The following is an 18,212-nucleotide window of genomic DNA, read 5'->3' on the forward strand; positions in this document are numbered from 1 at the left end:
AACTGGATACGATTGTGCCGTGTTCACCGTTCTCCAGACTGAAGACTTCCGCGACTGGCTTGATGCCCTCAAGGACATGAAGGCTCAGGTTCGGATCGCTGCCCGCCTTCGCTTGGCAGAAGCGGGCAGCTTGGGCGACTGGAAGTCGGTGGGCGATGGTTTGTCGGAGATGCGCGTGGACGTCGGACCGGGCTACCGCCTCTACTTCACGCGACGACAAAACATCCTCATCGTCATGCTCGCGGGCGGTGACAAGTCAACACAGGCCAAGGACATCAAGAGAGCACAAAAGCTCCTGACTCAATTGGAGCTGGAACCATGAGCACCACCAAGATGAAATCCAAACTGGTCCCGTTCGATGCCGCGCGGTACCTGAGCGACGACACGGCGATTGCCGAGTACATGAATGCGGTTCTTGAAACCGGCGATACCGATCTGCTGCTGCTCGCACTCGGCGACGTGGCCCGTGCACGCGGTATGGCACAAGTGGCAAAGGATGCAGGACTCGGCCGTGAGAGTCTCTACAAGGCGCTGACGCCGGGTGCCAAACCCCGCTTCGATACCGTGGTCAAGGTGGCTCGGGCGCTGGGGGTTCGGTTGGGTGTGCGGCCTGTTTCTGTGTAGATACCCAGTCTCCGTGAAACGAGTGTGGCTGTCAGGGCCAATGAAAAATCAATGATCGGTCCGCAAGCACTCGCCGAGAAATTCTGCTTTGGCGAGAACATCTATGACGTTGATGCAGCAATATGGAGGCAAGCGTTTCAGCTCATTGATGAAAACGCTCACTTTGTTTTCTCCAAAAACCGGATTCACTCGCTTTGGATTGAAAGCGGCGGGCATCTGCGGAGAAAAATCCGAGACGACGCACTGATACTGCGCGTCTTGAAGCGCGCACTTCCAGGATACGTCGGCCCAGTTCTGAAGCTCTATCGCGGCGAGTGTCGGTTCCTATTCAATTCGAACCAGATCGGGTTCTGTTGGACTCCTGATCTCTCGGTTGCAGAGCGTTTCGCCCGGGGACTCAACGCGCTGGAGTCAGGAGGTGTTCTTCTGCAGGCAATTGTTCCCCCAGAGGCAGTTCTTGCTCCACCAAACGAGCACAGCGCGAATTACTTGGGAGAGCACGAGTACACGTGCAACCCGACGCTGCTGCAAGAGCTTGAAGTCCTACGAGAGTATGCGAAGCTTTGAGGGATTGCAGGAGCAAGCAGCCCCCTCACACCATCAAATCAAACCCCTGCGTCTCCACACTGACAAACGCAGCCGTGAACCTCGCCAGCGCGGCATAGAACCGCGCCTTGGGGTGGGCCGCAATGGCCTCGCACATCGCGGGCGCCCAGGTCAGCACGTGGGCGCTGAAGAACTTCTGCTGCTGGGTGAGGTTGGCGACTTCGACGTCGTCGCCCGCGATCAGGTAGCGCATGACCTCGCAGACGCATGCGAAGTGGTCTTCGGTTTCGGTCATCGACTCGTCGCGCGACAGGCCCAGCTCGGCCAGGTCGCCGCGCAGCGCGGCGAGCGGCTTTTCGTTGAGGAAGCCGCTGAGGTACCAGGAGCCGAAGAGGTAGATCTCGGGCTTGCCGACGCCGCCGAACAGGGCGTCGTATTCGGCGGCCACCTGCGGATCGCTCAGCTCGCGCACGGTGCCGATGAACTGGCGCCAGGGTTCTTCGAGAAAGCCGCCGGCTGCGGGCGCTTCTGTCACGGCCACGCGCAGCTGGGCCAGCAGGTCGGGGCTGGGCGGCGCGTAGAACAGCGCGGCCAGCAGGCCGTAGACCTCGGCACGGGCGGTTTCTTCGTCGAGGGCGGAAGACACGGGGATGGAATCGTTCATGGCAGCTTCTTGCAATCGCTAAGGGGCTTCAAAGATCGGTGATCTTGGTCTCGCCCGGGTTCGAATAGATGTCCACCACGCGGCAGTCGCCGCACATCTTCAGCCGCTCCAGCGCCTCGCCCTGGAACATGGCGTGGCCGCCGAGTTTGGCGAGCATCACTTCAATGCCCTTGAGCGTGCCAAAGGGTTTGCTGCAGCGGATGCACTGGTAGGGCAACGCTTCGTTGAGCACGCGCGGCTGGCGGCGCTCTTCGCTGAGCAGCAGGCGCGGCTGCAGGGTGATGGCGTTTTCAGGGCAGGTGGTGGCGCACAGACCGCACTGCACGCAGTTCTTTTCGATGAAGCGCAGTTGCGGGCGTTCGGCGTTGTCTTGCAGCGCGCTGGCCGGACAGGCGCTGACGCAGCTCAGGCACAGGGTGCAGGTGTCGCGGTTGACGTTGAGGCTGCCAAAGGGCGAGGCGGCGGGCAGCGGAATGGCGGCCTCTTTCGTTCGCGCGGCACGGCTGGCGCTGTCTTGCAGCAGGTGGTCGAGCGCGAGGTCGAGCGTGGCGCGTTTTTCGGGCTGCACCGCGAAGCTGGCGGCCTTGGTGACGCCCTGCGCGACCGCTTCGCCCAGCTCGGTGTCGAGCGCGGGCAGATCGCGCGCGTCGCGCACTTCGATGAGCTTGAAGTGGCGGCCGCTGTAGCCCAGCGCCTGCACGATGGATTCGGCCACGGCCATCTGCTCGCGCAAAGCTTCGTGGTACTGCGGCGCTTCTTCGCCGGTCATCAGCACCCAGACCTGGCCCGCGCCGTAGGCAAACGCCGTGAGCCAGAGGTCGATGCCGGTGGACGCGGTGTGCCACAGCGGCAGCGGGATCACACGGGCGGGCACGCCACGCACGGTCTTGTCGAGCTGGGCCAAACGCCCGAGGTCGTTGACCAGCGCAGCGCCAGCTTCCTGGCTGTGCAGCAGCAGGGCGGCGTCTTTGCCGCCGGCCTTGGCGTAGGTGGCCAGCAGGGTGCGCAGCTTCACGCCCTGCTCGCTGGCGCGCGGGTAGGCGTAGCTGAGCGCGCCGGTGGGGCAGACGGTGGTGCAGGTGCCGCAGCCGACGCAGAGGTTGGGGTTGACGACGATCTGGTTGCGTTTCAGGTCGCTTGAAATCGCAGAGGCCGAGCACACGTCCACGCAGGCGTTGCAGCCCACGCTCTGGTTGCGGCCGTGGGCGCAGATCTTCTGTTTGTAGGTGAAGAACTTCGGTTTCTCGAACTCGCCCACGAGATCGCGCAATTGCGTGACGGCGCGCACCTGGGCCATGGCGTCGGCCGAGGCCGGCAGGTGCACATAACCCTGCGGCAGCGCGTGCTGGGTGAAGCCCGGCGCGGCGCGCAGGTCGAGCACGAGGTCGAACTTCTCTTCACGCTCTTGCGGATCGCGCTGGAAGTTGATGGCGCCGACAGCTTCGCAGGCCTTGACGCAGGCGCGGTGGGACTTGCAGAGCGACAGGTCCACCTGGTAGTCGAGCCCGATGGCGCCTTCAGGACAGGCGGCCACGCAGGCGTTGCAACGGGTGCAGAGGTCGAGGTCGATGGGGTTGCTGGCGCTGACGACCACGTCGAACGCACCGAGCCAGCCGCGAAGGCTCTGCAGCTGGCCGGCGAGCACGGGGTACTGGCGCGCCTGCATGCCGCTGCCGCCGGTGGGCAGCAGGGTCACGTCGAGTGCGTCGTTCACCAGCGCGGCCATGGCTTCGGCGCGCTCCAGCGGGCCGATGATGAGCAGGCGGCCTTCACTGGTGTAGGTGACGGTGGGCACCGGCTCGGCCTCGGGCAGGCGCGCGGCGGCGAGCAGGGCCGCGATCTTGGGCGTGGCCTGCGCGGCCTCTCGGCCCCAGCCGCCGGTCTCGCGGATGTTCACGAAACGGATCGGCCGCGCCTGCAGCGACACGGCGCCTTCGGTCTGATCGGACAGCTCGGAGAACAGGCGGCTTTCCTGCGTGCAGGCCACCACCAGTTCATCGGCGTTGCGGGTGGCCTTCTGGAAGGCGGGAGCGTCGCGGCGGCACAGCGTGGTGTGCAGCGTCAGGTCTTCATCCAGCGCCTGGCCCAGGGCCTTGGGGTCCAGGGGCATGGTCTGGTTGCAGTTGCAGATCAGCGTGGTCATCGTGGGTCTCTTCGGGTTCTGCCGCGTCTGGCGCGCGGGTGGCTTCGGTGGCCGGTGGGGGCTCGGCGCTGGCGTCCGTGGCGGTGGCTTCGGGGGCCACAACAGGATCGGTCGCCAGCGTCTTCTTGTCTCTGTCTTCGGGGTCGTCCACCAGTTTCAAAAACTGGGCGCTGACCATTTTCGCCATGTCGGCGGCCGACAGCGGGCTCGGTTTGGAGTAGTCGTCGATGTAGATGTCGAGCCCGTCCATCACGTTGAAGTGCGGGTCGGCGAACAGTTTTTTCACGGCAGCATTGCGCACCTCGGGCGACACGCCCCTGGCCACGAAGCGGCTGAAGTCGGAGGCGGGGGTGAGGGCCTGCGTGTCCTCCAGCGTGGGCGGGGGCGGCACGGGGGCGGCTTCGACCACCGGGGGGTCGGACACCACCGGCACAGCGGACGGGGCAGCCACGGCCGCGACCACGGCGGGCGCAGCAGGCACCGGCTCGACCACCGGCTCGCCACTGCGCACCTGCGCCTTGCGGCGCGACCAGCGGGAGAAGAAGCTGTCGTCGTCGGAACCGCTCATGGGATGGCCTTCGCTCGTCGAGCTGCGGTGCGAGCTGGCTGGGGGCGGCCCGGCACGGCGCTCATGGGTGCTTGCGGAGCCGGTCGGCGCGCTCGCGCGTGGCCTGCAGAAAGGCCTCCATCACCGGCCCGCTGTCGATCAGGCCCTGCCGCGCTTCGGTGGGCAGCAGGTGAAATTCGGGGTGCCACTGCAGGCCGAGCACGAAGCCCGGCCCGGTGGCCCGGATGGCTTCGATCACATCGTCCTGCGGGCAACGGGCTTCGACCATCAGGCCCTCCCCCAGGCGATCCACACACTGGTGGTGGATGCTGGTGACGCGGTGCAGGGCGGAGCCGTAGAGCCGGTCGAGCAGCAGACCGGGCTCGAACTGAACCTCGTGCTGCAGGCGGTCGTAGTGGGCCAGGTCCTGGTGCTGCACCGGGCTCTGGCGCTGAGAAGGGATGTCCTGCACCAGGGTGCCCCCGTGGTACACGTTGATCAGCTGGGCGCCGCGGCAGATGCCCAGCACCGGCTTGCGCGCCTCGATGAAGCCGCGCAGCAGGGCCAGCTCGTAGCGGTCGCGGACCGGGTCGCCCGCCCATTCCGGCTGCAGCAGCTCGCCGCCGTAGGTTTCGGGGCAGACGTCGATGCCGCCCTGAAGCACCAGGCCATCCAGCAGGTCCACGACGTCGCCGATGGGCACGCGGTTGGCCAGGTGCGGGCTGTTTTCGTCCACGAACGGCACCATGAGCGCGATCGCGCCGTGCGCCATGACCCAGTGCGCCATGGAGCTCTCCAGGAACTGCAGGCGCTTTTGCGGCAGGCCCAGCCCCGGCGGCGGCTCGTGCAGCAAACGGGCGCTGATGCCGATGCGCAGCGTCATGCCCCACCCCCTTCGCGCGGGCCTGGGCCGCCACCCCGGAGCGTCTTGTCGGTGCTCACGCGGGCGGGCTGACCGAAGCGGTCGGTCAGCGACTTGAAACTGGCGGGCCGCTGGCGGCGCTTGGGCTCGGCCTGGCGGTGCTGGTCCACGAAGGCCCTCAGCCAGTCCACCACCGCCTCGGGCGCGGGCACCTGCTCCACCTTCTCCTGGGCGTCGAGCCAGCGGCCCGCGTCGTGGTAGCTGAGCGTCACGATCTGCGGCACGGCCATGGGCTCGCCCTCCTGCAGCTGATCCTCGTCGGCGCGCCAGAACACCCAGAAGCAGGGCAAGGGGCTGGACAGGTTGAGGAACAGGCCTTCGGCGTCGTCACGGAAGAGCTCAATGCGGTGGCCGGGAAACAGCCAGTAGCTGGCGCCGTCCACCACCTGGGCGCCGGGCAGCGGCTCCACCTCGCGCGGCGCACCGGGCTGGGCGGGCGCGGCCCCGAAGGGGAGCAGCCGGGGCTCGGCGGTGGGCAACACATCGGCCAGCACCCAGCGGTGGGTCTGCCAGCGCGCCATGGGCCCGGTGACGGGTTCACGGCGCATGACCACCTCCACGTCGAGGGAGGGGCGACCCGAAGGCGCAGAAAGGTCTTGTGTGGCGGCTTGCATAAGAAGACCGCAATGTACGCCATGGGCGGCGCTCAACGGACTGGGTGCGCCGCAAAACCCCGCGCCCGACGCTGCGGAAAGGGCGAACCGTCGAAGGTTGGCCCCTCCAGAACAGGCCAGGACCGGGGCCTCAGTAGGTCTCCAGGTGCAGGCGACCTTCGCGCTTGAGCGCGGCGCCCACGGTGTCCCAGTCGAGCCCGGCCTGTGTGGCCACGTCGTGCAGGGCGAGCACCACGCCCTCTTCCATGGCCTTGAGGCCACAGACGTAGAAGCAGGCGTTGGGGTCTTGCAGCAGCGGCACCAGGTCGGCGGCGCGTTCGCGCAGCGCGTCCTGCACGTAGCGCTTGGGGTGGCCCGGTGTGCGGCTGAAGGTGAACTCAATGTCGATGAAGTCTTTGGGCAGGTTTTGCAGCGGGCCGAAATACGGCAGCTCTTCCTGCGTGCGCGCGCCGAAGAACAGCATCAGCTTGCCGCCTTCGAACTTGCCCGACGCGCGCAGACGGCGGCGCCACTCGGTCATGGCGCGCATGGGGGCGCTGCCGGTGCCGGTGCAGATCATGACGATGCTGGACTTGGGGTGGTTCGGCATCAGGAAGCTGGTGCCAAACGGGCCGATGACCTGCACCGTGTCGCCCACCTTCAGGTCGCACATGAAGTTGCTGGCCACGCCGCGCACCGGTTGACCGCTGTGGTCCTCGAGCACGCGCTTGATGGTGAGCGAGAGGTTGTTGTAGCCCGGGCGCTCGCCGTTGCGCGGACTGGCGATGGAGTACTGGCGCGCGTGGTGCGGCCGGCCTTTGTCGTCGGTGCCGGGCGGCACGATGCCGATGCTCTGGCCTTCGAGCACGGGGAAGGGCATGGACCCGAAGTCGAGCACGATGTGGTGGGTGTCGTAGTCGTGGCCGGCCTGTTTGCCGACCTCGGTGACGCGCACGTTGCCGGTGACGGTGGCGGTGACGGTCTTCTCGGCGGCCTTGGGGCCGTAGAGGTTGGTGTAGGCGTGGGCGGCGCTCCAGGGCGGGATGGTGGCGCCGTACTGGGCGGAGTTGAAGGCGGTCTGGCCGGTGGGGTCGGTGGGGTCGGACGGCGCGGGCGCTGCGGGTTCGACCTCGACTTCAACCACCTCACCGACGGCATCGCCGGCCAGCGCCGCGCGTTCGGCGGCCGACAGTTCAGCGGGCAGGTTGTCCCAGGTGAGCTGCTCGGCCAGCGAGTAGGCCTTGATGCGCGGCATGGTGCGGTAGTTGTCGATCGAGCCGGTGGGGCACGGCGAGATGCAGTCGTTGCACCAGTTGCATTTTTCCGCGTCGACCACGTAATTGCGCGAATCGTGCGTGATGGCCTGCACCGGGCAGATGGCTTCGCAGGTGTTGCAGCGGATGCAGATCTCGGGGTCGATCAGGTGCTGTTTGATCACAGCGGCTTGCGTCGTGGCGGTCATCTGGGGTCTCCGTGCTTCTTGCTGGTCGTTCTTCTATTGTCTGACGTGTTTCGACTTCGTGGGGGCACCGAATGGGTTGGGGCAACCAACTCCGTTCGTGTCTCTTGTGACTTCGTGGTGGCACCGCATGGGCTGGGGCAACCAACTCCGTTCGTGTCCCCCGCCGACCTGCGGTCGGCTCCTCCTTTACCTCACTGCGTCGGTCACCCCAACCCATGCTTGCTGGCGCACGAAGGAAGAGGAAAAAGAGAGACGAGACGGAACGGCAAAAACCTCTCCGGAGCGCGCGCCCTACACGGGGATGCGGTGGAACCGGCTTCGCCGGGCCGCTCGCATCGTCCCCCCTCCAAGCGCCGCAGGCGCGCCAGAGAGGGGGGAAGCCGCGTCAGCGGCGCAGGGGGGTGTCACGCAAACCTTACGTAGTCGAAGTCCACCGGCTGGCGGTTGATGCCCATGACCGGGGGTGCGATCCAGTTGGCGAACTTGCCGGGATCGACCACGCGGCCCATCAGGCTGGCGACGAAGGCGCGGTCGCCTTCGCTGGGCAGCCAGTTGTCGCGGTTGGCGGCCCATTCGGACTCGGAGATCACGCGGCCATCGGGCGCGACCTTCACGCCCTTCAAGAGGCCGATGTTGCGGTGGAAGGCCTTGTGTGGCACGGTCAGGCGGAACGGGATGCCGGCCTTCTCGATCACCTTGTTCCAGCGCTCCACGCCACCGATGCTGTCCTTGATGTAGTCGTCGCGCAGCACTTCGTTGAGCGCGTTGAGCATCGGCACTTCTTTTTCGACCAGCTGGCCGTTCTGCACGTTGAGCACCTTGTAGAACTGGCCCTTGAGCACGTGGTCATCGACGCGTTTGCCTTCTTCGTAGCGGCCTTTCAAGCCGGTGGAATAGAAGGTGGCGGCGTTGCTCGACTCGTCGGCGCCGAAGAGGTCGATGGTCACCGAGAAGTGGAAGTTCAGGTAACGCTGGATGGTCGGCAGGTCGATCACGCCGGCGGCGCGCAGCTTGGCCGGGTCGTCGGTCTTGAGCTCGTTCATCACCTGGCAGGTGCGGTTGATCACGCGGCTCACGCCCGACTCGCCCACGAACATGTGGTGCGCCTCTTCGGTCAGCATGAACTTGGTGGTGCGGGCCAGCGGGTCGAAGCTGGATTCGGCCAGGGCGCACAGCTGGAACTTGCCGTCGCGGTCGGTGAAGTAGGTGAACATGAAGAAGCTCAGCCAGTCCGGCGTCTCTTCGTTGAAAGCTTCCAGGATGCGCGGGTTGTCGGCGTTGCCGCTGTTGCGTTCCAGCAAGGCTTCGCCTTCTTCACGGCCGTCCTTGCCGAAGTACTTGTGCAGCAGGTAGACCATGGCCCACAGGTGGCGGCCCTCTTCCACGTTCACCTGGAACAGGTTGCGCAGGTCGTACTGGCTCGGGCAGGTCAGGCCCAGGTGGCGCTGCTGCTCGACCGATGCAGGCTCGGTGTCGCCCTGCGTCACGATGATGCGGCGCAGGTTGGCGCGGTATTCGCCGGGGATGTCTTGCCAGGCGGCTTCGCCCTTGTGGTCACCGAAGTGGATCTTGCGGTCCTGCTCGGCCGGGTTCAGGAAGATGCCCCAGCGGTAGTCGGGCATCTTCACGTGGCCGAACTGCGCCCAGCCCTGCGGATCGACGCTGACCGCCGTGCGCAGGTAGACATCGAAGTTCTGCGAACCGTCCGGGCCCATGTCGTCCCACCACTTGAGGTAGTTGGGCTGCCACTGCTCCAGCGCGCGCTGCAGCGTGCGGTCTTCGCTCAGGTTGACGTTGTTGGGGATCTTGTCGCTGTAGTCGATGGTGGACATGAGTGTCTCCTGTGGTTGACTGGACGGTGAAACTGAAAAACGGGTCGAGGGCGGGATGTCTGAGCTGGGGATGCGGTGGAACCGGCTTTGCCGGGCCACTCGCATCGCCCCCTGGGGGGTGACGCGCGCAGCGCGGCGCGGGGGGTACTTAAACCCGATTCATGTCGAACTGCGCTTTGTCGCCTTTGCCATAGACCTTCAGCGCACCTTTGTCGCCCACGGCGTTGGGGCGCTGGAAGATCCAGTTCTGCCAGGCGGTCAGGCGACCGAAGACACGGGTGGCCATGTTTTCTTTCTGCGCGAAACGCAGGTTGGCTTCCAGGCCGGTGAGGGCGTCGGGCGACATGGCGGCGCGCTCTTCCAGCGCCATGCGCACCTCGTCGGCCCAGTCGATGTCGTCGGGCGCGGCGGTCACCAAGCCCAGCGCGAAGGCGGCGTCGGCGTCGAGGGCCTTGCCGATGGCGCCGCGTGCGGCTTCCATCGGCGCCGCTTCTTCGTAGAAACGGCGCTGCAGGCGCGACTGGTCGTTCACCATGGGCAGGAAGCCGAAGTTGAACTCGTTCAGCTGCAGCTTGGGCGCCTTGTCGGCGTCGTCGGGCAGGGCCAGCATGTAGGCGCGGTCGGCGCAGAAGGCCAGCTCGGCCAGCGTGCCGGCGAAGCAGGAGCCGGTTTCGATCAGCGCGAACAGGCTGCGCGAAGACACATCCAGGCGGGCGAAGGTGCGGCGCAGCGCGCCGATGGTCTCGCGCACAAACCAGTGGTCTTTGTGGGCCAGCATCAGGGCGTCGTTGGCCAGCACGGCGGCGGCGTCGCCTTCGGTCTTGAGCACCCAGGTGCCGATGTCCAGCTCGTTGGTGCGCAGGTTGAGGATGGCGTCGTCGAGTTCGCGCGCCATCTGCAGCGGGTACCAGGCGGCACCGGCGGCTTCGATGCCGGCGATGTCGGTCGGCTGCGCGCCGCTCGGGGCTTTCAACGTGATGGTGGCGTTGCGCTTGGCGCGGTCGATGGCGACGTTCACATGGGTGTAGCCGATGCCGTCGGCGCTGTCGGTGCGCTCCACGCGTGGCAGGCTCACGCCCTTGGCACCGGCCGGGCGGTCGCTCTGGGCGGCCAGCCTGGCGGCGCGCTCGCTCACGGCGGCGGCGAACTGCTGCGGCTTGGCCACGGCGTCGACCAGGCGCCAGTCCACGGCCTTGCTGCCGCGCACGCCTTCGCTGGTGGTGCAGAAGATGTCGGCCAGGTCGTGGCGCACGTGGCGCTTGTCGGTCACGCGGGTCAGGCCACCGGTGCCGGGCAGCACGCCGAGCAAGGGCACTTCGGGCAGGCTCACCGCGCTGGAGCGGTCGTCCACCAGCAGGATCTGATCGCAGGCCAGGGCCAGCTCGTAGCCGCCGCCGGCGCAGGCGCCGTTGAGTGCAGCGAGGAACTTCAGGCCGCTGTGCTTGCTGGTGTCTTCGATGCCGTTGCGGGTTTCGTTGGTGAACTTGCAGAAGTTCACTTTCCAGGCGTGGCTGGAGACACCGAGCATGAAGATGTTGGCGCCGGAGCAGAACACGCGGTCCTTGCCACTGGTGACGACCACGGTGCGCACCTCGGGGTGCTCGAAGCGAACGCGGTTGAGCGCGTCGTGCAGCTCGATGTCCACGCCCAGGTCGTAGCTGTTGAGCTTGAGCTTGTAGCCGGGGCGGATGCCGGCGTCTTCGTCGATGTCGATGGCCAGCGTGGCCACGGCGCCGTCAAAGCTGAGCTTCCAGTGGCGGTACTGGCCGGGGTCGGTGCGGTAATCGACGGTGGTGATGGGGGTGGTGGCTGCGGTCATGGCTGTCTCCTGTTTGTGGGGTGGCGCGGTGCGAGAAAACAAGGGGTGCCGACCTGCATTCCATCACCGGTGGGCACCGAGTGATGTGAATAATATTGCAGCTTCTTCAAACCGTCAATGCATTTTTATGCATGTCACAAAATGCCCAGCACCTCCCGCACCTGGGTGCGCAGGCCGTCAAAGGCATCGTCCACGCCCATGCCACTGGTATTGAAGTGCAGGTCCGCCTTGGAATAGAAGGCCGAGCGCCCGGCCAGGATGCGTTTCAAATCTTCCATGGCTTCGCGGCTCGCGGCCATGGGCCGCGTATCGCCCTGCGCGGCCACGCGGCCCATGTGATCGGCCGGGTCGGCCTGCAGCCAGACGGTGGTGCAGTGCGTGAGCAGGAGGTTGAAATTGGCGGCGTCCGACACCAGGCCGCCCGGCGTGGCGATCACCACCTCGGGGTAGATCTGGATCGCCTCTTCCAGCGCGCGGCGCTCGTAGCGGCGGTAGGCCGGCGTGCCGTAGAGCGCATGGATTTCGTTGATGCTGCAACCCGCGAATTTTTCAATCTCGCGGCTGAGCTCGATGAAGGCGTAACCCAGGTCGTCGGCGAGGCGTTGCCCGAGGGTCGACTTGCCCGCGCCACGCAGGCCGATCAGCGCGATGCGGGCCTGCCGACCGGCGTCGTTCACCGGCGCGGCATGACCGTCCAGCAGGCCGCCGATGGCCAGGCGCACGCGCTTCAGGTCGGCCTCGTTGCGCTTCTCCAGCAGCTCGCGGATCAGCAGCCATTCGGGCGACGAGGTGGTCACGTCGCCCAGCAGTTCGGTGAGCGAACACTGCAGCGCCTGCGCCACCTGCAGCAGCACCAGGATGGAGGCGTTGCCGGTGCCGTATTCGAGGTTGGCCAGGTGGCGCTCGGACACGTCGGCCGCCAGCGCCACGGCCTTGCGCGTCATGCCGCGGCGCGAGCGCAGCGTGCGCACCCGCTCGCCCAGCGCCACCAGAAACGGGTGGCGCGGCGGTTCGTCGGCCTCGGCGGGGCCGGGGCCGGCTTCGGGTGCAAGATCGAGGGTGGCCGGTTCTTTCATGGGTGTCGGTGCTTTAAGGGTTATCCCTAGAGGGCTTGCATTCCGAAGAAACATGCACTTTAATGCATGAATGGCAAGACGCAAGATAGTGCATTTATAGCGTCAATCCCCCGGGCCGACCAGCCCTGCCGATCAACCCTCATCCCGACCCGACATGAACACCACCCCCCTGCTCCCCAACTTCCTCGCCGGCCGCTGGCAAGACGGCGCAGGCCACGCGGCCACGCTGCACGACCCGGTGCTGGGCACGCCCCTGGTGCGCGTGAGCAGCGCCGGGCTGGACCTGGCCGAGGGTTTTGCCTTCTCGCGCGAACAGGGCGGCGCCGCCCTGCGGGCACTCACATACAAGCAGCGCGCCGCGCTGCTGGGCGAGATCGTGAAGGTCTTGCAGGCGAACCGCGACGCCTATTACGAGATCGCCACCGCCAACTGCGGCACCACCACCAAGGACTCGGCGGTGGACATCGACGGCGGCATCTTCACCCTGGGTTACTACGCCAAACAGGGCGAGGCCCTGGGCGACGCGAAGTTGCTGCTGGATGGCGAGCGCATCCGCATGGCGAAAGACCCGGTGTTCCAGACCCAGCACATCCTGAGCCCCACGCGCGGCGTGGCGCTGTTCATCAACGCCTTCAACTTCCCGAGCTGGGGCCTGTGGGAAAAGGCCGCGCCGGCCCTGCTCTCGGGCGTGCCGGTGATCGTCAAGCCCGCCACCGCCACCGCCTGGCTGACCCAGCGCATGGTGAAAGACGTGGTGGACGCCGGCATCCTGCCAGCAGGAGCGCTGTCGGTGGTGTGCGGATCGTCTGCCGGGCTGATGGACCAGCTGCAACCGTTCGACGTGGTCAGCTTCACCGGTTCGGCCGCCACCGCGCGCATCATCCGCAGCCACCCGGCGGTGGTCGCCGATTCGGTGCGCTGCAACATCGAGGCCGACAGCCTGAACAGCGCCCTGCTCGATCCGGCCGCCACCGAAGGCAGCGAGGCCTTCAACCTGCTGGTGAACGAGGTGGTGCGCGAGATGACGGTCAAGAGCGGTCAGAAATGCACCGCCATCCGCCGCATCTTCGTGCCACTGGAGCTGTTCGACGAGGTGGCCCAGGCCATCTCCGCCAAGCTGGCCAAGGTCACCGTGGGCAACCCGCGCAGCGAGGGCGTGCGCATGGGCGCGCTGGTGAGCATGGAGCAGAAACACAGCGTGCTGCACGGCATCACCGAGCTGCTGCATGAGTCCGAGATGCTGTTCGACGGCAGCGAGGTGGCCCTGATCGACGCCGACCCGGCCACCTCCGCCTGCGTGGCTCCCACGCTGCTCGGCCACCGCGATCCGGGCCAGGCCACCACCCTGCACGAGGTCGAGGTGTTCGGCCCGGTCGCCACGCTGATGGCCTACGAAGACGAAGACGAGGCCTGGGAGCTGATCCGCCGGGGCGACGGTTCGCTGGTGGCCTCGGTCTACAGCGAAGACCCGGCCTTCATCGCCCGCGCCGCCGCCGAGCTCGGCTCGTGCCACGGCCGCGTGCACGCCATTTCACCCGACGTGGCCGCCATGCAGAGCGGCCACGGCAACGTGATGCCCATGAGCCTGCACGGCGGCCCGGGCCGCGCCGGTGGTGGCGAAGAGCTGGGCGGCCTGCGCGCGCTCGGCTTCTACCACCGGCGTTCGGCGGTGCAGGGCAGCACGGCGGCGCTCGATGCGCTCGCCGCCACAGCCACCCCACTGAAATACTGACCCCCCCGCGCAAAGGGCGAGACCACCCCCGCGCCGCCTTCGGCGTCACCCCCTTGAAGGGGGCCACACCAGCGGCCCGGCAAAGCCGGTTCCGCGGTGTTCTGAAATCGAGACACCGTGCTCCGGACAGCAGACCGTCGGAGATAGAAACACAGGAGACAAGTCATGAGCCACACCGACACCGCCGCCCCACCCGAGCGCTTCAATTTCGCGCGCCACCTGATCGCGCTCAACGCGGGCCGTGCCGGCAAGACCGCGCTGATCGACGACGCTGGCCCGCTCACCTACGGCCAGCTCGCCGACCAGGTGCAGCGCTTCTCGGCCGGTCTGCAGGCGCTGGGCCTGAAACGGGAAGAGCGCGTGCTGCTGCTCATGCACGACTGCAGCGACTGGGTGGTCGCGTTCCTCGGCGCGCTGCACGCGGGTGTGGTGCCGGTGTGCGTGAACACGCTGCTCACCGCCAAAGACTACGCCTTCATGCTGGCCGACAGCCGCGCGCAGGCGGCCTTCGTGTCGGCCGCGCTGCTGCCCACGCTGCAGACCGCGCTGGACACGGGTGGCCACGAGGTGAAGCACCTGATCGTCTCTCGCGCCAAAGACCCGCTGCCCGCTGGCGCGCTCGATCAGACGGCGGTCACCATCGCCCACGCCCCGGGCCAAGGTGCCGACACACACGGCGACGAACCCGCCTTCTGGCTGTATTCCTCGGGCTCCACCGGCAGCCCCAAAGGCACGGTGCACACGCAGGCCAGTCTCTTCTGGACGGCCGAGCTCTACGGCAAGGCGGTGCTGGGGCTGAAGGAGAGCGACACCGTGTTCTCGGCCGCCAAGCTGTTCTTCGCCTACGGCCTGGGCAATGGCCTGTCGTTCCCGCTGAGCGTGGGCGCGAGCGTGGTGCTGATGGCCGAGCGGCCGACGCCGCAGGCCACCTTCAGGCGCCTGGTCGACCACCAGCCCACGGTGTTCTACGGCGCACCCACCGGCTACGGCGGCATGCTGGCGTCGCCCGACCTGCCGCCCAGAAGCGCGGTGGCGCTGCGCCTGTGTTCTTCCGCCGGCGAGGCCCTGCCGCGCGACATCGGCGAGCGCTGGACGGCGCATTTCGGCTGCGAAATCATCGACGGCATCGGCAGCACCGAGATGCTGCACATCTTCCTCTCCAACCGCCCGGGCGACGTGCGCTACGGCACCACCGGCAAACCCGTGCCGGGCTACGAGGTGCAGCTGCGCGACGAGGACGGCAGCGTGATCACCGGCCACAACCTGATCGGCGACCTTTACATCCAGGGCCCGAGTGCGGCGCTCATGTACTGGAACAACCGCGCCAAGTCGCGCGACACCTTCCAGGGCCCTTGGACCAAGAGCGGCGACAAATACACCCGCGACCCCGACGGCTACTACACCTACGCCGGCCGCAACGACGACATGCTCAAGGTCAGCGGCATCTACGTGAGCCCCTTCGAGGTGGAGGCCACGCTGGTGCAGCACCCGGCCGTGCTGGAGGCCGCCGTGATCGGCAAGAACGACGACGAGGGCCTGACCAAGACCAAGGCCTACGTGGTGCTGAAGGCCGGCGCCCAGGCGACGGAAGCCGAGCTGCAGGCCTTCGTGAAAGAGAAGCTCGCGCCCTACAAATACCCGCGCTTCATCGAGTTCATGGCCGAGCTGCCCAAGACGGCCACCGGCAAGATCCAGCGCTTCAAGCTGCGCGAACTGGAAACCAGCGCCTGCTCGTGCGCCGTTGAACCCGGCCTGAAACCCGCTGATCGGATCGTGTCCACCAACGCGGGAAAACCCCGATCAGACCCGCCTTGTTTTCATTACAAGTCATAACCATACTCCCTGCCTTCTGACGTCAATACAAGGGGCAGGCAACATGGTTCGTTGGGCAATGGTCGCGTGTGGGTGGCTGATCGCAGCCGGGGCACACGCCAACGATTCGGGCGTCACGCCCACCGAAATCAGGCTTGGCGCCTCGGCGGTGCTCTCGGGGCCGCTGGGCCCGCAGACCGTGCAATACGGCGAAGGCTCGCGGCTGCTGTTCGACGCCGTCAACGCCAGCGGCGGCGTGCACGGACGCAAGATCAGCTACGTCACCCTTGACGACGGCTTCGATCCCAAGCGCGCCGTGGAAAACACCCAGAAGCTGCTGGCCGACAACAAGGTCTTCATGGTCTTCAACAGCACTGGCACCGCCCAGACGGCGGCCGTGCTGCCCCTGCTCAAGGAGTCGAAGACCATCCTGTTCGGCCCGGTGACCGGCGCTTCGGCCCTGCGCGACAACTTCAACCCCTACGTGTTTCACGTGCGCGCGAGTTACGCCAACGAGTCGGTGCGCATGCTGTCGCAACTCAAGCAGACAGGCGTCCAGCGGGTCGCCTTCTTCTACCAGGACGACGGCTTGGGCAAGGCCCTGCTGGCCGAGGTGAAAAAAGCCTCGGTGGCGGAAAACCTGCCGCTGGTGGTCGAGGTGAAGGTCGATCCGGCCGCGCCCGATTTCGCCGCGGCCGCCGCGACCACGGCCCAGGCCAACCCGCAGGCCGTCATCGTCGGCACCGCCGGGCTGACGTTCACGAACTACGTCAAGGCCCTGCAGGCGACCGCCGCGCGGCCGGTGCTCTACGGCTTTTCGGTCGCCAACCCGGACGGCATCAACCGCGAACTGAAAGACAAGGCGCGGGGCATCATCCTCGCGCAGATCATGCCCTCGCTGCGCAACAACACGGTGCCCGTGGTCGCCGAGTACCTGAAGCTGCACGCCGCCAAGTCACCCGATGTGCCACCCTCGGCGGCGCAGTTCGAGGGCTTTGTCCACGCCCGCTTGCTGGTCGAAGGCCTCAAGCGCACAGGCCGCGAACTGAACACCGCCAGCTTCATCAAGACCATGGAGGGTGCGGGCGAAATCGCCTTCGGGCGCTTCACCGCCCAGTACTCACCCAGGTCGCACAACGGGTCCAACTACGTGGAGCTGGCGATCATCGACGCCGACGGCCGTCTGCGGTATTGAGTCCCCTCCGCCCGGAGGACGAAAAAAAGACTGGCTCAGCCAGTCTTTTTTTTTCGACGCTGCCTTCCGCCCATGGGCCCGGGCAGATCAGGTCTCTTTCGAGATCTTGATGCTCGGGAACTTGCTGGAGAAGTCCTTGGCCTGCTTCGCGATCTTGATCGCCACCTGGCGCGCCACGGTCTTGTACAACGTGGCGATCTCGCCCTCGGGGTCGGACACCACGGTGGGGCGGCCGCTGTCGGCCTGCACGCGAATGCTCATGTTCAGCGGCAGCGCGCCCAGGTAGTCCATGCCGTACTCGGCCGCCATCTTCTTGCCACCATCGACGCCGAAGATGTGTTCGGTGTGGCCACAGTTGGGGCAGCAATAGACCGCCATGTTTTCCACGATGCCGAGGATGGGCACGCCCACTTTCTCGAACATCTTGATGCCCTTGCGCGCGTCGAGCAGGGCGATGTCCTGCGGCGTGGTCACGATCACCGCACCGGTCAGCGGCACGCGCTGGCTCAGCGTGAGCTGGATGTCGCCGGTGCCAGGCGGCATGTCCACGATCAGGTAGTCGAGGTCTTTCCAGTTGGTCTGGCGCAGCAGCTGCTCCAGCGCTTGCGTGGCCATGGGGCCGCGCCAGATCATGGCCTCGTCCTTGTCGACCAGGAAACCGATGGAGATGACCTGCACGCCGTAGTTTTCCAGCGGCTCCATGGTCTTGCCGTCGGCGCTCTCGGGACGGCCCTCGATGCCCATCATCATCGGCTGGCTGGGGCCATAGATGTCGGCGTCCAGGATGCCGACCTTGGCACCCTCGGCAGCCAGCGCCAGCGCCAGGTTGACCGCCGTGGTGCTCTTGCCCACACCGCCCTTGCCCGAGGCCACGGCGATGATGTTCTTCACGCTGGGCAGCAGTTGCACGCCGCGTTGCACCGCGTGCGGAATGATCTTGCTGGTCATGTTGACCGACACGTTTTCCACACCGGCCACGCCCTTGGCGGCGGCGATCAACTCGCGCCGCAGCGCCGGGATCTGGCTCTTGGCCGGGTAACCGAGTTCAACGTCGAACGACACGTCGCCGTACTGTTCGTTCAGGTTCTTCAGCGCTTTGGTGGACACAAAATCCTTGCCCGTGTTCGGATCGGTCACGGTCTGCAGGGCATTGAGCAGCGCTTGTTGGTCGACAGCCATCGAGAGGTCTCCAGAGGGGAAAAACGTGGGGGATTGGCAGAAGTGGCCCGAAGTCTAACGCCCGGA

Annotated in this window: 16 protein-coding genes; 6 read left to right on the forward strand and 10 right to left on the reverse strand. The window is 66.5% G+C overall.

What is annotated here, in order from left to right:
• The first annotated feature begins 19 nt into the window (after positions 1-19).
• Genes IM738_RS14370 through IM738_RS14380 form a run of 3 tightly spaced genes read left to right on the forward strand, consistent with a single transcriptional unit; the run spans position 20 to position 1,191 of the window.
• Positions 20-322, forward strand: coding sequence for a type II toxin-antitoxin system RelE/ParE family toxin (locus IM738_RS14370; protein WP_236961539.1), 303 nt, complete (start codon positions 20-22; stop codon positions 320-322).
• Positions 319-624: an addiction module antidote protein gene (locus IM738_RS14375; protein WP_236961540.1), complete on the forward strand. Its 306-nt coding sequence runs from the start codon at positions 319-321 to the stop codon at positions 622-624. Before IM738_RS14370 ends, IM738_RS14375 begins: the two co-directional genes overlap by 4 nt.
• A 51-nt stretch (positions 625-675) precedes the next feature.
• Positions 676-1,191 (forward strand): hypothetical protein, encoded by a 516-nt coding sequence (locus IM738_RS14380; protein WP_236961541.1) that lies wholly within the window; start codon positions 676-678, stop codon positions 1,189-1,191.
• A gap of 25 nt (positions 1,192-1,216) precedes the next feature.
• Here the strand turns inward: IM738_RS14380 and IM738_RS14385 are convergent, their stop codons facing one another.
• The 9 genes from IM738_RS14385 to IM738_RS14425 form a co-directional block, all read right to left on the reverse strand.
• Positions 1,217-1,834: a TorD/DmsD family molecular chaperone gene (locus tag IM738_RS14385; RefSeq protein WP_236961542.1), complete on the reverse strand. Its 618-nt coding sequence runs from the start codon at positions 1,832-1,834 to the stop codon at positions 1,217-1,219.
• A gap of 28 nt (positions 1,835-1,862) precedes the next feature.
• Positions 1,863-3,944, reverse strand: a complete 2,082-nt coding sequence (locus tag IM738_RS14390; protein ID WP_236966322.1) for a 4Fe-4S binding protein — start codon at positions 3,942-3,944, stop codon at positions 1,863-1,865.
• Positions 3,904-4,545 carry a DUF3306 domain-containing protein gene (locus IM738_RS14395; protein WP_236961543.1) on the reverse strand — a complete coding sequence of 214 codons (642 nt, stop codon included), beginning with the start codon at positions 4,543-4,545 and terminating at the stop codon, positions 3,904-3,906. The genes IM738_RS14390 and IM738_RS14395 overlap by 41 nt, the downstream gene beginning before the upstream one ends.
• Before the next feature lie 61 nt (positions 4,546-4,606).
• Entirely contained in the window at positions 4,607-5,407 is an 801-nt protein-coding gene (locus IM738_RS14400; RefSeq protein ID WP_236961550.1) for a gamma-glutamyl-gamma-aminobutyrate hydrolase family protein, read from the reverse strand.
• On the reverse strand, positions 5,404-5,994 hold the full coding sequence (locus tag IM738_RS14405; protein ID WP_336886526.1) for a DUF3305 domain-containing protein: 591 nt from the start codon (positions 5,992-5,994) through the stop codon (positions 5,404-5,406). Before IM738_RS14405 ends, IM738_RS14400 begins: the two co-directional genes overlap by 4 nt.
• A gap of 196 nt (positions 5,995-6,190) precedes the next feature.
• Complete coding sequence (boxA, locus tag IM738_RS14410; protein ID WP_236961553.1) at positions 6,191-7,501, reverse strand: benzoyl-CoA 2,3-epoxidase subunit BoxA; 1,311 nt, start codon at positions 7,499-7,501, stop codon at positions 6,191-6,193.
• Between the two features lie 404 nt (positions 7,502-7,905).
• A complete protein-coding gene (gene boxB, locus IM738_RS14415) occupies positions 7,906-9,333 on the reverse strand; it encodes a benzoyl-CoA 2,3-epoxidase subunit BoxB (RefSeq protein ID WP_236961554.1) in 1,428 nt (475 codons plus the stop codon).
• Between the two features lie 148 nt (positions 9,334-9,481).
• Positions 9,482-11,152 carry a 2,3-epoxybenzoyl-CoA dihydrolase gene (boxC, locus tag IM738_RS14420; RefSeq protein WP_236961555.1) on the reverse strand — a complete coding sequence of 557 codons (1,671 nt, stop codon included), beginning with the start codon at positions 11,150-11,152 and terminating at the stop codon, positions 9,482-9,484.
• Positions 11,153-11,286: 134 nt separating this feature from the next.
• A complete protein-coding gene (locus IM738_RS14425) occupies positions 11,287-12,228 on the reverse strand; it encodes a helix-turn-helix transcriptional regulator (protein ID WP_236961556.1) in 942 nt (313 codons plus the stop codon).
• Positions 12,229-12,382: 154 nt separating this feature from the next.
• On the opposite strand from IM738_RS14425, the gene IM738_RS14430 reads away from it, so the two are divergent.
• The 3 genes from IM738_RS14430 to IM738_RS14440 all read left to right on the forward strand — a co-directional run bounded on the left by IM738_RS14430 (position 12,383) and on the right by IM738_RS14440 (position 16,967).
• Positions 12,383-13,960, forward strand: coding sequence for a 3,4-dehydroadipyl-CoA semialdehyde dehydrogenase (locus IM738_RS14430; RefSeq protein ID WP_236961557.1), 1,578 nt, complete (start codon positions 12,383-12,385; stop codon positions 13,958-13,960).
• Between the two features lie 165 nt (positions 13,961-14,125).
• Positions 14,126-15,793 carry a benzoate-CoA ligase family protein gene (locus IM738_RS14435; RefSeq protein ID WP_236961558.1) on the forward strand — a complete coding sequence of 556 codons (1,668 nt, stop codon included), beginning with the start codon at positions 14,126-14,128 and terminating at the stop codon, positions 15,791-15,793.
• 43 nt (positions 15,794-15,836) lie between these two features.
• Entirely contained in the window at positions 15,837-16,967 is a 1,131-nt protein-coding gene (locus IM738_RS14440) for an ABC transporter substrate-binding protein (protein ID WP_236961560.1), read from the forward strand.
• 87 nt (positions 16,968-17,054) lie between these two features.
• Here the strand turns inward: IM738_RS14440 and apbC are convergent, their stop codons facing one another.
• Positions 17,055-18,146, reverse strand: coding sequence for an iron-sulfur cluster carrier protein ApbC (apbC, locus tag IM738_RS14445; protein ID WP_236961562.1), 1,092 nt, complete (start codon positions 18,144-18,146; stop codon positions 17,055-17,057).
• Positions 18,147-18,212: the final 66 nt, after the last annotated feature.

Origin of the sequence: Hydrogenophaga sp. SL48 (assembly GCF_021729865.1) — a bacterium.
Taxonomy (GTDB): Bacteria; Pseudomonadota; Gammaproteobacteria; order Burkholderiales; family Burkholderiaceae_C; genus Hydrogenophaga.